Genomic DNA, 13,630 nt, shown 5'->3' with positions numbered 1-13,630 from the left:
CAGATAAGCGAACGCCTCCGGCGTGTCGAATTACCTTCCGAAGAACACAACCAGCAGCGTCATGGCGAAGAAACTCAACGATACCGCGAACAACCCATACCAGCGTCGGTAGTGGTGCGGTGGACAGGGGTACGTCAGTGGACGAATAAAAACCTGAATGTACGCCATTGTCGCCACGAATTGTGCGATGAACAAGCCGATTTTCGTCAACACCCACGGCGTCCAGCCGGTGTACAGTTGCGCCAGCATGATGCCGGAAACGAGGACGCCTGCAAAGACGACATCAACGAATTTGACTTCCTGCCGAATGTAAGCACGCAGAAGACTGGCATCCTGCATTGCGTCGCCTGTCACGCCTGTCAGTCGCGGCTCAAGCGTGCGCACCACCAGCAGCGATGCAGCAACAGCGCCCATCCAGAGAGCAAAACAGGTAACGTGGATCAGGAGAAGAAACTGGTACATCTTCCACGTTCACCATTCAACCTTCAACCTTCAACCCTCAACCTTCAACGTCCTCAGCCATTCGGTCAGGTCGAGCAGCGCATCAAGATTGATCTCATGCGCCATAGGGTATTCGCGGTAGGTCAGCGCCACGCCAAGCTGGCTCAGAAAGTTCCGACTTGCGCGACCATGGGCAATCGAAACAACCTGGTCGTTCGTCCCGTGAACAACCAGGAACGGCTTGCCGACCAGCGCCTCCCGATCTGGCAGTTCATCGATGATCGACGACGGCACAATGCCGCTCAGCACGGCTGCGCCCGCCACCAGATCAGGGCGGGTCAGCGCCGTCAGCGCTGCCATTGTGCCACCCTGACTGAACCCGGCGACGATCACGCGCGACGGGTCGGCGCCATACGCTCTGGTCGCCTGTTCGACGAATTGCGCCGTGATCTGCGCCGCCTGGCGCGCCTGGACATCATCGACGGCAATGCGCCCATCGGGGGTGAAGCCGATCTCGAACCAGGCGTACATACCGGGCATAAGCGTCAGCGGTGCGCGCGTGCTGAGCACCAGAAACTGAGGATCGATATAGGGCGTCAAACCGAACAGGTCTTCTTCGTTGCTGCCATACCCGTGGAAGAGAACGAGCAATGGCGGGTGCGGATCGTCGCCCGCTGCAGGGCGCACCAGATGATAGAGCGGCAGATTACGTGACTCCACGTTTCTGTTCCTCCGATGGTTCGCCGCTGAAGGCTGCATTGCGGCAGTCGGAACCAAAACTCAGGATCGCCAGACCGCCGACGCCGCCGATGATGCAGGCAGCAGGCAGCCACGGCGCAGCCAGGGCAGGAATGGCAGCCGTCAGGAGACCGGTTTCTGCGGCGTGCAACAGATGCACCCCCAGCGCAATAGCGCCAAAGCAACTCACCTGCAACGGACGGAGGCGCGGTCCGGTCGCGCATGCGGAAGGTGTGCGCCCCTGCCGTAAGCGCACTGCCACCCCGCCGATCAGGACGGTCAGCGCCAGCCAGACCCCACCGGCGCCGGGCGCCAGAGTTGCATCGAGCCAGGCGATGATCACCCACGCGCACATGGCGCCGATGATGATCGCCACAATCAGCGGTGTACGTCCGGTAGAAAACAATCGCATCGATGCTGCTCAGGAGAGACGACCATATTCCAGGGCTACGCTGGCTATTGTAGCATATCTCAGATGCAAAGCGTCGTTCGCTTGCGTGTGATACACTATGTGCATACGCCAGGAGAGGAGGGGTGATATGGCGTACAGTGATTTCAAACTGCCCGATCTCAAGCGGCGTTTTCAACTCGTGTTCGAAGAGGATGTTGATCTCTTCGCCGCCGCGCCCGAACTGCCGGTCAGCGAATGGTTGAAGGAGACATTGCGCGAGACCCTGCCGATCGCACTTGCGATTAACACCGAGAAAGTGCGATCCGAGTTGATTATTGCCCCTATTCTGGTTGAGTTGCGGCGGCAGACAGAACGTTCAATCAGTTTTTTCTCAGGGATCGATTTTTCTGTCGATCCTTCCCTGGGTCTGAACGGCGTATGCGATTTTATCGTCTCGCTGTCACCGGAACAACTCTATGTCAGCGCTCCGGTGTTGATCATATTCGAAGCGAAGAATGAAGACATCAAGGGCGGTTTTCCGCAGTGTATCGCCGCGATGATTGCAGCTCAACGCTTCAACGAGCGTGAAGGACATGCCATTCCGGTGATCCACGGATCGGTAACCACCGGTACAAACTGGCGTTTTCTGCAACTGGAGCAGAATGTTGTGCGCATTGATCGGCGAGAGTATTATGTTGACAATCTTAATCAGTTGCTTGGCATTCTTGTGACTATGACAGGCTGGAAAACGCTGAATATTCCGGTTTCATCATAAAACTGCGCGTTTTCACGGTCATAGCGCAGGCAAGATATTGACCGAACTATCCGCTGGGCAGAGTCCTTCGTTTCGAAAGTCCAGGCATCGTGATCCATGCTTGCTCAGACGCGACAGAGAATTGTGCCCTGACCATCTATCGGGCAACCTGACTCCCATCCCGTGTCTCTCCGGTTTGTGATCGGTGACGCCCCGGCAGCCATATGGCTGCAACGAGCGCAATCGCGCACGCGGCCACTGCAAAAAGGAAGGTCTCTCCCACCACCTGCGCGGCTACATCGATCAGAAACATCCGCACCCGATCAAAGTCTGCCAGCAATGCCGGGTCCGCAGCGCGTCGCAGCGCGTCCTGTCGCTGCACGCCCCACAGTGTCAGGGTCGAAACGCCCGCCGTCATTCCGATCAGTCGCAGGATGATCACCAGCGCCGACGCCGCGCCGCGCCGTTCGGGTCCGGCAGCCGCGATGATCGTCGAAGCGGTTGGCGCAAGCGCCATGCCCACGCCGCACCCCGCCAGCGTCAACCCCCCGACCATCGTCCAGTAATCGGTGTCGGATTGCCAGCGACTCATCACCAGGTAGCCGACTGTCGCCACCCCCAGCCCGATCAGCGCCGGAAGGCGGTCGCCGAACCGTCCCGCCAGGCGACCGCCGGGCCATGCCAGCAGTGCCAGCGCCAGCGTCAGCGCCGAAAGCACCAGACCGGTCTCCCATGCGCCTCGCCGCAGGATGTCGGGGTCAGTCGGGTAGAGCAGCCCCAGGCGGGTGTTGATGAACAGCGGCACATTCGCAATCGCCAGCGCCAGCACGAACCCGATCAGCACATTCATGATCGATGCCGCAACAGTGCCGCGCTGCCGGAACAGCGCCAGGTCCAGCAGCGGGTCGCGCGCGCGGCGTTCGACCCAGATGAACGCTGCAAGGACGACAAGGGATGCCAGCGTCAGCGGCAAGGCATAGGGCGGAGGTCCGGGACGTTCGCCGTAGAAATCGGTCTGTCCCAGTTCTGCGCCTGCGCCTATCCCGATGTTGAATGCCGTCAGACTGATCGAGATCAGCACCGCGCCGCGCCAGTCGAAACTGCCCGATGCGCGGGTGATCACCACGCGCCGCAGCGCCAGCCAGGTCAATGCCAGGGCAATCATGCCGAATGGGACATTGATCCAGAACAGCAGGCGCCAGTCATCGAACAGACGCATAAGCGCACCGCCATACACATGCCCGACCATCCAGCCAGCGGTATCGACGGCGGCAATCACCCCCAGCGCCGCCGGGCGGCGCTCCGGCGGGAAGAGATCGCTCACCAGCGCCATCGAAATCGGCACCAGCGCCCCGGCGCCGAGCGCCTGCACCACCCGCCCCAGGACGACCTCTTCAAGCGCGGGTGCGACAGCAACCACAACCGAACCGAGGGTAAAGATGGTCAGACAGATCAGGTAGGCAATGCGTCGTCCATACAGGTCGGACAGGCGCCCGGTAAAGGTCATGCTGATGGTATATGCCAGCAGGTAGCCGGTAATCACCCATGAGGCGCGATGGAGTTCGGTGTCGATCGAGACGCTCAGATCGACCATGATCTTCGGCAGCACGGCGGTCACGATCGTCAGATCGACGGCGCCGAGAAAGACGGCGGCGCACACCAGGGCAAGCGCTGTCGATGGGCGTTGGAGCCACGCCATCGCGCCGCGATCCTGTGTCGTCTGCGCCGAACCAATCGCAGCTGGCTTCTGTTCGAGCGCCAAGGGATCCCCTTTCACGAACGATATTCAGCCCGAAAGACGGATCAACACTCGATCGGCGGGCGCACATCGACCGGCTGGTCATAGGTGCTGAACACCAGCGTCCACGTGGTTGGCTCTGGCGCGCCGGGTGCCTGATCGACCAGGACAATTTTTGCCAGGCGCAGCGTCTCCCGATCTGCCCAGATGTCGGCGGTGACTGGAGCAGCGCCAATCAATCCGCCACTGATGTCCGCCATACGTGCGCCGGGAATCGTACCGCGCAGGTGGTACGTCAGGCGACCGTCGAGGGTCTCTTCGCCGACAAGGGTGATGGTTTCAATGCCGCTTTGGAGCAGTTGTTCAATCCCCTTTTGCGGGTCGAACAGCACTGCGGCATCAAACGCCTGCCCTGGCGTCAGGCACTGCCAGGCGCGGGTCAATGGATTGGTGGCGTACTGTTTCCCTGCCAGCGAAACGGTTCGCACTTCTGCAAGACCGGCTGCGCTGCGCAGTTTCAGCGTCGCCAGCACTCCGTCCGGTCGGCGGAGTGCGCCATCGATGGACGTGATGACGAAGACCCGCGATGGATCGGTGTACACCGGTTGCCCGGTGATGGTAATCGAAAATGCCAGGCTCTGCGCTGCGCCTGTCGCCTGTCCCGCGCGCGCACTGATCTCGGCTGGCGTCGGGGTGGGCGTGGGGGTGACAACCGGCGCCGCTCCGCCGCATCCGGTGATGATCAGCGCCACAACAAGGGATAGCGCTGCGCGTAACCACTGAGACATCTGTTGACTCCTTGAGGGTATCTGCGTTGAGCGCGCTTTCATTATACGAGATGGAGTATCAGCAACACCTCGTCCTCCTCAGTGCATCCGAGTTTCCGGTAGAACGCACGCGCCGCCGGGTTGTCGCGTCCGGTCAGGATGCGCAACTCATTCGCGCCAGCCGTGCGCGCCAGACCCTGAGCGTGCGCCACCAGCGCAGATGCAATGCCACGACGCCGAAAGGGTTCCCGCACGAACAGTTCGGTCAGTTCCGCATATGGCGGATCGTAGCACAGCCAGGGGATCAACCGCAGGCAGGCGAAACCGACCGCTGTACCATCGATGCATGCGATCAACGCGCGTTCAACATCGTAGCAGCGGAGCATCTGTTCCGCCATGCGTTCCAGCGTCATCTGCACGCCATTGAAGTCTGCGTTCAGATCGGCAAGAATGTGTGCATCCGCCAGTGTTGCGACCCGAATATCCATGGTATGCTTATCGTTGTCCGCTCTTGTTGCATTATACCTGCTATCCCTGTATGCATGTCATTGTCCTCGGCGCAGGCGCTTCCGGTCTTGCCGCAGCCCGTCGTCTCCACGATGCAGGCGTGACGGTGCAGGTGCTCGAAGCACGGCAGCGCATTGGCGGCAGGATCTGGACCGACCACACCTTTGCGCCATTTCCTGTCGAACACGGCGCTGAATTCATCCACGGTGAACACGCCGTTACGCACGCGCTGGTGACGGCTGCCGGTCTGGAGGCGATCCCGGTTGATCGTTACGGACGGTTGCGTTGGAGCGATGGCGGATCGGCGCGCACCATCGATGCGCTGCCACCGCACCGTCGTGACCTGATCGGTGCGTTGTTTCGCACATTCGACCGGTTGCGTGATGTTCCACACGATGCGCCGGATCGTTCACTGGCGCACTACTTGCGTGAGTGCGGCTTCGACGAAGAGGCGCTCACGGTAGCGGATGTATTGCTTGCGCAGACGTGCTGCGCTTCCGTCGAAACATTGAGTTGCGCCGATCTCTCGCGTGAACTGCGCGTCGATCACGCAGGCAGGCGCGAGTATCGCGTGCGCGAGGGGTATGCGGCGCTGCTCGAGTGGTACGCGCGCGGTCTCGACATTCGTACCGGCACGGTGGTGCGCCTGGTGCGTCACACTTCTGGCGGCGTGATCATCGAGACCGATGCAGGCATCTTTCACGGCGACCGGTGCATTGTCACCATTCCGGTTGCCGTGTTGCAGCGCGGTCTTCCGCAGTTTGATCCGCCGCTCAGCGCCCGGAAGCGCCGGGCGATCAACGCATTGCGCATCGAACCGGCGACCAAACTGTTCTATCGGTTCGACGAACCGATGTGGGATGCCGACCTGACGTTCATGGCGCACAAAGGTCTATCGGCGCGGTGGTGGACCGCCGCGCACACAACGCGCAATGCGGCGGTAATTGTCGCCTATGCAACCGCAGCGCGCGCCCGTGCGCTCGATGCTCTCGACGATGATGAAGCGCTGGCTGTGGGTCTGGAAGAGTTGCAAACCCTGCTGGGGCGGCGCGATCTGACGCAGCGGCAGCGCGCGGCGCGGCGAGTCGCGTGGGGCGCCGATCCCTTCGCATATGGCGGATATGCGCACGTTCCACCCGGTGCAGCAGACGCGCGCGTCGTGCTGGCGGCGCCGGAGGGTGCTACGCTCTTCTTCGCAGGCGAGGCAACCGCATACGACAGCAACCCGCAAACGGTGCATGGCGCCATCGAAAGTGGGTGGCGCGCTGCGGATGAGGTGGTCAGATGAAAGGACAATCTTGCTCTGCGTGTGTGTCCTGCAGGCGTGTCGTGTCCGGCGACGAGTTCGGTTCCCGCAGAGGTGGATGATACGTTGACTGAATTTCCGCTTGCGATGACACGTTCACGGTAATACTCCAATCGAGCGCTCTTTCCATCCACAACGCATCAGGATCGGGTATACTTCAGTATGAAGATCCCGGTGATGCGGTGGATAGAAGCCCGGAGGGTTTCTCTCCGGGCTTTGTTGTCATAGCGACAAGAAGGGTCTTAGAAGAAGAGGTGAGTGATGAACCAGGGACAGGAAGGAAGGGCGTTTCAGAACCCCGATGCGCGTGGACGTTCCGTATCAGTTCTGATTGTGTTGAGTTTGATCGTGGTGGTCGCGATTTTTCTCGGAAGCAGTTCGGTCACGACCATCGAGGCGGGAACGCGCGGTGTGCTGAAGACGTTCGGTGAAATCACGGGTGTGCTCGAAGAGGGGTTGCATTTCCGTATGCCGTTTATCACGTCGGTGACGATTGTTGAGGTACGCACCCAGCGCTATGAGTCGAACTCGAGCGCCGCTTCGCGCGACTTGCAGACAGTCACGACGCAGGTGGTGATCAACTATCGCCCCGATGCAGGTCAGGTGGATCGTCTGGTGCGCGAGATCGGCGTCGATTATGAGCGGCGGGTCGTCGATCCGGCGATCCAGGAATCGATCAAGGCGGCGACGGCGCGTTTTACGGCGGAGGAGTTGATCACCCGCCGTCCTGAAGTTTCGGAGTTGATCCAGCGCGGCTTGAGCGAGCGGTTGACGCCGCGCGGTGTGATCGTCGAGAGTGTGTCGATCACCGATTTCAACTTCAGCCCGGAGTTTGCCCGCGCAATCGAGGCGAAGCAGGTTGCCGAGCAGGATGCGTTGCGTGCGGCGCGTGAACTGGAGCGAGCGCGGATCGAGGCGCAGCAGCAGGTTGCGCGCGCCGAAGCCGAAGCAAAGGCGCGCCTGGAAATTGCGCGTGCGGAAGCTGAAGCGTTGCGCTTGCAGCGTGAGGTGATTTCGGCGGAACTACTGCAACTGCGCTTCATCGAGCGCTGGGATGGGGTGATGCCACGGTTTGTCGGCGGCGAAAACAGTCTGATGCCGATGCTCAGTATTCCATCGAGCGAGGTGCTGGGCGCTTCGACGCCGACGCCACCGCGCACACCAGCGGAGGATCAGGCGCCAGCGCCGGCAAATGAACAACCGGCAACGTCGCCGTAGGAGTGGGGGCGCATTCGGAACACGCAGCAGGGACGCGGCTTGCCGCGTCCTTTGCATTTCTTTGTCGGGAGAAAAACGGGGCGGCGTGAGCACATTCGCTGCTATGCCCGGACGCCGGGAATGCCGCCGTTCAGCACAATGCGCAGCGCGGCACGAATATCGGGCGCGACATGGTCGGCAATGCCATCTGATCGATGCGCGCCCTGTTCGTCGATCAGGATGGTGCGCATGCCAAGTTCACGCGCCGGTGGCAGGTTTTGCGGCGTGTCTTCGATCAGGAGCGTTTCGCCTGCGGCGACTCCGAGCGCATCGAGCGCGCGGGTGTAGGCGGTCAGTTTCGGTTTGGGCTGAAACTCGAAGAAGCGAATATCGAAAATCAGGGGGAAGTGCCGCGCAACGCCGAGGGTGCGCAGCACCCGCGCTGCATGTTCGGCAGGCGAGTTGGTGAAGATTGCACGCTGAAGATCGAGGCGTTCCAGCAGAGCGTCGAGTTCCGGATCACGTTTCAAAAACGTTTCCAGGCGAATGTCGTGAATGACGCGCAGATAGTCTTCGACATCGATATGGTACTCGTGCTGCAACCCGGCGAGAGTCGTACCGTACCGTCTGAACCAGGAATCGCGCAGGATGGGCGCTTCTTCGAGGGTGCAACCGGTGACGCGCTGAACATACGCGTTCATCCGCTCGTCGAGAGCGCGCTGAACGCCTGCGGAACGCGGGTAGAGCGTGCTGTCGAGATCGAATAAAATTGCCGCAAGCGTCATGGCTTAACCCTTCTGTTTCCCTTACTCCTGCTGCGATCTCTGCCGGGAATGACGGGCATGTGTTGCTGGTGATGATCCTTAAGCATTATAGCAGTTCTCAACGGGGTTGAACCTGATGGACAAGGTTGACCGCTCCTGGGAATAGCGCGTTTCACGCGATGACCGAAATGAATTTCGGTCTACGAGCGGCGACCGAAATGAATTTCGGTCTACACTGCGTCTCGCGCGACATGGCAGACGCGAACGATGGTCAACGTATCTGAGAAATGCTGTAAATTCTCGATCTCCATCAGCCCGACTGCAAGGGGCAAATACCAGTTTATATTCTTATCACTCGAATGCCGTCATTGCGTCGTGCATATGCTGCTGGAAGGCGCGTTGCAGGATGGCGGCATCGACGGCGCCGTGACGCAGCAGGATTTCGCCGAGCGGTTCATGGGCGCCGGATGCGCGCAGACGGATCTGTTCGATCAGAGCGCGTTCGAGTTGATCAGGGGTAACGTGCCCCTGGGCGATCAGATACTCTCCCAGTGTGCGCGGCACAGCGCCGTTCACCGCACGGAGGCGGCTTTGCAGGGTCAGTGCGCGCGCCAGCGTTTCCGGCGCTACCCTGCCACGCCGCACCAGCAGGTCGCCCAGGAGCAGCGGGCGTCCAAGGCGGCGGAGACGATCCTGCTCTTCCAGCACAACTTCCAGATCGGTGTCGCTGATGGCACGCAGCGCGCGCAGAATGGCGCCGATCGGCTGCGAAGCGTCCTGGTGGCGAAAGACGCGCGGCTTGTAACGTTCCAGCGCACGGCGGGCTTTTGCTTCGCGCAGTTCTTCCGCTGCGTGTGCGTCTTCTGGATGCAGCACGACATAATGTTCGAGGCGGGCGATCTGCAGGTTCTGGTCATCGGGGTCGATGGCGCACGCACGTTCCAGACAGTCCAGGCGTTGCCACGGTTCATGCACCAGATGCGCTATCGCGATCCATGCGTCAGCGCAGCGATGACCTTCGGCGAGATGATCGCGCAGCCGGATGAGGTCATGCCGATGCCGCTGAACGAATGGGCATGGGCGGGAACAGGCTTGGTTCATTGCGACGTCGTGGTTCCTGCGTGACATTGAATGGTGCAAGTGCATCATGGCATTCTTGACAAACGGGTTGTTGTTGTCTTTTGGTTAAGTATGCTAAAACCGGATCGTAACCTGTGCAAACGTGCATGTGGCTGATTACGATCCGGTATCGCACGAATGGGGATCGTATCTCAGTGGTCTTGACATCTGTTCGGCGCCGTGCCATGATGGTGCGGTGTCTGAAGTTAGACGCATCGGCGGGCGCCTATGACCGATTTTGTTGAACTATTGCGCGGCGCGCGCGGTTATGCCGGTCAGATTGCGCATATCGAACGTCTCCCTGCGCGCGCTGCGCGCTTTGCGGAACCTTCCGCGCCGCTGCCGCAACCGCTCGCTGCGGCGCTTGCTGCACGCGGAATCACGCGCCTCTATACCCACCAGGCGGCTGCGCTCGATGCAGCGCGCGCCGGTTATCATATCGGCATCGTGACGGCGACGGCATCGGGGAAGACTCTCTGCTATCAGTTGCCGACCATTGAAGCGGCGATCACCGATCACACTGCCTGCGCGCTGTTTCTTTTTCCAACCAAGGCGCTCGCCGCCGACCAGTTGCGCGCGTTGAACAGTCTCCTTGCAGCGCTCAAAGCGGCAGGCGGTCCAGCGCTTACGGCAGCGACCCTGGACGGCGATACGCCTCGACCAGCACGCGACCGACTGCGCACCGGGGCGCATGTCATTCTGTCGAACCCCGATCTGCTCCATCGCACGCTGTTGCCCGATCACGCGCGCTGGCAGGGGATCCTGGCGCGGTTGCGCTATGTGGTGCTGGATGAGGCACACGTCTATCGCGGCGTGTTCGGTACGCACGTCGCGCTGATCATGCGGCGGCTGCGACGGTTGTGCGCCCATTACGGCAGCGCGCCGCAGTTTATCTGCTGCTCGGCGACCAGCGCCAACCCGCAGCAGCACCTGGCAGCGCTGGTCGGCGATGAGGTGCGGGTGATCGACGACGATGGCGCACCACAGGGAGCGCGCACCTTCCTGTTCTGGAACCCGCCGCTGACCGACCGGCAACGCAGTATGTCCTGGCTGTCGGAACAGGGACAACGACGCAGCACCAACGTCGAGACTGCCAGCGTACTGGCGCTGCTGGTTCGTGCTGGCGTCAAGACGCTGGCATTCACGCGCACCCGGCGCAGCGCGGAACTGGTGCTGCGCTATGCGCGCGAGGCGCTGGAAAATAACGCGCCGCCGGATAACGGGCGTGACCGTTCGATACGAAGTGACATAACCGAAACACGACAACCGGATACCGGGCAGATCGCCGCCTACCGCGCGGGATACACGGTCGAGGAGCGTCGGCGTCTGGAGCAGGCGTTTGCCGGCGGCGATCTGCGTGGTCTGGTATCGACCAACGCCCTTGAACTGGGGGTCGATATTGGCGGCGTGGATGCTGTCGTCATGGGCGGTTTTCCGGGAACGATTGCCAGCGCCTGGCAGCAGGCAGGGCGCGCCGGACGCTCGCAGGGGCAGAGTCTGGCGGCGCTCGTGGCGCAGGACGACCCGCTCGACCAGTTTTACATGCGGCATCCGGCCGAGTTCTTCAGCCGTCCCCACGAATATGCCCGCGTCGCGCTGGACAATCCGTACATTCTGCGTGACCAGGTGCGCTGCGCCGCCGCCGAACTCCCGCTGCATGACGCCGATGATCTCTGGTTTGGCGCAACCTTCGCAAAATTGCGTGACTGGTTGCTCCGGCGCGGTGAATTAGCCGCGCTGCCCGACGGTCGATTCGCGTATGCCGGCGATCCCCGACCGGCCGCCGGGGTCAACATCCGCAGCGCCGATGGCGACCCGATCGACCTGATCGACATTGATACTGATCGTCGGATCGAGCAGATCGCCGCCACCCGCGCGCCGTTCGAGGTCTTTCCCGGCGCCGTCTACATGCACCAGGGCGATACCTACGTTGTCGTCGAGTTGACCCCGCGGCGGGCGCTGGCGCGACGGGCGCGGGTTGAGTATTATACCCAGACCCTGGACGAAACCGACATCACCATCGAGCAGGTGCGCCAGCAGTGCAACATCGGACCGGCGACCCTCTTTCTCGGCGTTGTCGAGGTGACGCGCCGCGTGGTTGGCTACCGGCGCAAGCAGCACTACACCGATGAAGTGCTCGGTGAGCATGACCTGACGATGCCGCCGCAAACATTTCGCACTATTGCGGTATGGTGGACAGTCCCCGATCCAATCTGTCGGCAGGTCGAGCAGGTGTGCGATGGAGTGATCGATGCGCTGCACGCAATGGAGCACGCGGCAATCGGGTTGTTGCCGCTCTTTGCTCAATGTGACCGTGGTGATATTGGCGGGCTATCGATCGATGTTCACCCGGATACCGGCGCAGCGACGATCTTTGTGTATGACGGCGTACCGGGCGGTGTGGGGATCGCAGAAGTGGGATACGAACAGGCAGCGCAGTGGTGGGAGCAGACCTGGCGGTTGCTGATCGACTGTCCGTGCAGCGAGGGATGCCCGGCGTGCATTCAGTCGCCGAAGTGCGGCAATGGCAATCAACACCTGTCGAAGATCGGGGCGGCGACGCTTGCGGCGCTGCTGACGGGACATACGCCGCCGGCAAGGAGCGCGTTCGGTGGACATGGGAAGGGATCGGCGCTGATCGAAGAACTGAAACAGCAACTGGCGCGCGCGAAAACCGAACCTCCGGGTGTGCGTCGCACGGCCATGCTGGTTGCGTTGCGCTATCGGATTGCCACCGGGCGCACAGCCATCAGCGATGACGCTGGCAGATCGGCGCTGGCTGCCATCGAAGCCGAAGCAAATGCGCTGTACCGGGGGGTGGCCGATAGCCGATAGCCGATAGCCGATAGCTGATAGCCGATAGCTGATAGCCGATAGCTGATAGCCGATAGCTGATAGCCGATAGCTGATAGCCGATAGCTGATAGCTAATAGCCGATAGCCGATAGGGTCATCATTGGGGTTCGCGTTACGCGGTGGTCAGCATGAGCACGTCTATCGGCGTAAACGACCCGGATCGGGTCGCAAAGGCTGCCTCAGTGGTCTCATGAGCTGTCGGGCAGTCCTATAACAGTTCTCGCAAAGGTTGAACCCGATGCTGGGAGCGCGGGCGTCCGCGCCCGCACGCGGAGACGGCGGAATGACCGAACCCCGTGCGACCTGGGAGCGCGGGCGTCCGCGCCCGCACGCGGAGACGGCGGAATGACCGAACCCCGTGCGACCTGGGAGCGCGGGCATCCGCGCCCGCACGCGGAGACGGCGGAATGACCGAACCCCGTGCGACCTGGGAGCGCGGGCATCCGCGCCCGCATGCGGAGAAAGCGGAATGACCGAACCACGTGCGACCTGGGTGCACGGGCGTCCTCGCCCGCGTGCGGCGAATGCGGAATGACTGAACCACGTGCGTCCTGGGAGTGCGGGCGTCCTCGCCCGCATGCGGCGAAGGCGGAATGAGCGCACCACGCACGTCCTGGGTGCGCGGGCGTCCCCGCCCGTGTGCAGCGAAGGCGGAATGACCGAACCACGTGCGACCTGGGAGCGCGGGCGTCCCCGCCCGCATGCGGCGAAGGCGGAATGACCGAACCACGTGCAACCTGGGAGCGCGGGCGTCCCCGCCCGCACGCAGCGAAGGCAGAATGAGCGCACCACGCACGTCCTGGGTGCGCGGGCGTCCCCGCCCGCACGCAATGAGCGCACCACGCACGTCCTGGGAGCGCAGGCGTCCCCGCCCGCATGCGGCGAAGGCGGAATGAGCGCACCACGCACGTCCTGGGAGCGCAGGCGTCCCCGCCCGCATGCGGCGAAAGCGGAATGAGCGCACCACGTGCAACCTGGGAGCGCGGGCGTCCCCGCCCGCACATTGAGCATTTCATCCGGTATGCGCCGCGTGCCGTGGGGCTAATGGAGATT

The 13,630-nt window shown here is 62.0% G+C and carries 13 protein-coding genes; 5 read left to right on the top strand and 8 right to left on the bottom strand.

Annotation, left to right across the window (positions count from 1 at the left end; all coding sequences use genetic code 11):
• Window positions 1–30: 30 nt before the first annotated feature.
• Genes ROSERS_RS15090 through ROSERS_RS15080 form a run of 3 tightly spaced genes read right to left on the bottom strand, consistent with a single transcriptional unit; the run spans window position 31 to window position 1,591 of the window.
• Window positions 31–462, bottom strand: coding sequence for a hypothetical protein (locus ROSERS_RS15090; protein ID WP_011957644.1), 432 nt, complete (start codon window positions 460–462; stop codon window positions 31–33).
• Window positions 463–492: 30 nt separating this feature from the next.
• Entirely contained in the window at window positions 493–1,161 is a 669-nt protein-coding gene (locus ROSERS_RS15085) for an alpha/beta hydrolase (protein ID WP_011957643.1), read from the bottom strand.
• The gene (locus ROSERS_RS15080; RefSeq protein WP_011957642.1) at window positions 1,148–1,591 is read right to left on the bottom strand and encodes a hypothetical protein; all 444 of its coding nucleotides are present in this window, start codon (window positions 1,589–1,591) and stop codon (window positions 1,148–1,150) included. The genes ROSERS_RS15085 and ROSERS_RS15080 overlap by 14 nt, the downstream gene beginning before the upstream one ends.
• A 127-nt stretch (window positions 1,592–1,718) precedes the next feature.
• On the opposite strand from ROSERS_RS15080, the gene ROSERS_RS15075 reads away from it, so the two are divergent.
• Window positions 1,719–2,345, top strand: a complete 627-nt coding sequence (locus tag ROSERS_RS15075) for a hypothetical protein (protein ID WP_011957641.1) — start codon at window positions 1,719–1,721, stop codon at window positions 2,343–2,345.
• Between the two features lie 136 nt (window positions 2,346–2,481).
• On the opposite strand, the gene ROSERS_RS15070 is transcribed toward ROSERS_RS15075, so the two are convergent.
• Genes ROSERS_RS15070 through ROSERS_RS15060 form a run of 3 tightly spaced genes read right to left on the bottom strand, consistent with a single transcriptional unit; the run spans window position 2,482 to window position 5,317 of the window.
• Window positions 2,482–4,086 (bottom strand): MFS transporter, encoded by a 1,605-nt coding sequence (locus tag ROSERS_RS15070; RefSeq protein ID WP_011957640.1) that lies wholly within the window; start codon window positions 4,084–4,086, stop codon window positions 2,482–2,484.
• 41 nt (window positions 4,087–4,127) lie between these two features.
• Window positions 4,128–4,850 (bottom strand): LppX_LprAFG lipoprotein, encoded by a 723-nt coding sequence (locus ROSERS_RS15065; protein WP_011957639.1) that lies wholly within the window; start codon window positions 4,848–4,850, stop codon window positions 4,128–4,130.
• Window positions 4,851–4,891: 41 nt separating this feature from the next.
• Window positions 4,892–5,317: a GNAT family N-acetyltransferase gene (locus ROSERS_RS15060; RefSeq protein ID WP_011957638.1), complete on the bottom strand. Its 426-nt coding sequence runs from the start codon at window positions 5,315–5,317 to the stop codon at window positions 4,892–4,894.
• A 50-nt stretch (window positions 5,318–5,367) separates the two neighbouring features.
• Between ROSERS_RS15060 and ROSERS_RS15055 the strand changes: the two genes are divergently transcribed.
• The gene (locus ROSERS_RS15055) at window positions 5,368–6,624 is read left to right on the top strand and encodes a flavin monoamine oxidase family protein (protein ID WP_011957637.1); all 1,257 of its coding nucleotides are present in this window, start codon (window positions 5,368–5,370) and stop codon (window positions 6,622–6,624) included.
• Between the two features lie 279 nt (window positions 6,625–6,903).
• Window positions 6,904–7,860 carry a prohibitin family protein gene (locus tag ROSERS_RS15050; RefSeq protein ID WP_011957636.1) on the top strand — a complete coding sequence of 319 codons (957 nt, stop codon included), beginning with the start codon at window positions 6,904–6,906 and terminating at the stop codon, window positions 7,858–7,860.
• A 101-nt stretch (window positions 7,861–7,961) separates the two neighbouring features.
• On the opposite strand, the gene ROSERS_RS15045 is transcribed toward ROSERS_RS15050, so the two are convergent.
• Window positions 7,962–8,624, bottom strand: coding sequence for a pyrimidine 5'-nucleotidase (locus tag ROSERS_RS15045; RefSeq protein ID WP_011957635.1), 663 nt, complete (start codon window positions 8,622–8,624; stop codon window positions 7,962–7,964).
• 330 nt (window positions 8,625–8,954) lie between these two features.
• Window positions 8,955–9,578 carry a hypothetical protein gene (locus ROSERS_RS15040; RefSeq protein WP_232282627.1) on the bottom strand — a complete coding sequence of 208 codons (624 nt, stop codon included), beginning with the start codon at window positions 9,576–9,578 and terminating at the stop codon, window positions 8,955–8,957.
• On the opposite strand from ROSERS_RS15040, the gene ROSERS_RS26875 reads away from it, so the two are divergent.
• Together ROSERS_RS26875 and ROSERS_RS15035 are read left to right on the top strand one after the other, a co-directional pair.
• A complete protein-coding gene (locus ROSERS_RS26875) occupies window positions 9,573–9,728 on the top strand; it encodes a hypothetical protein (protein WP_232282626.1) in 156 nt (51 codons plus the stop codon). The two genes, ROSERS_RS15040 and ROSERS_RS26875, sit on opposite strands and share 6 nt — an antisense overlap.
• A 222-nt stretch (window positions 9,729–9,950) precedes the next feature.
• Window positions 9,951–12,557, top strand: a complete 2,607-nt coding sequence (locus ROSERS_RS15035; protein WP_011957633.1) for a DEAD/DEAH box helicase — start codon at window positions 9,951–9,953, stop codon at window positions 12,555–12,557.
• Window positions 12,558–13,630 lie beyond the last annotated feature (1,073 nt).

This window comes from Roseiflexus sp. RS-1 (assembly GCF_000016665.1).
Taxonomy (GTDB): domain Bacteria; phylum Chloroflexota; class Chloroflexia; order Chloroflexales; family Roseiflexaceae; genus Roseiflexus.
The sequence above is the reverse complement of the archived record's forward strand: the minus strand, read 5'-3'. Positions and strand labels throughout refer to the sequence as shown.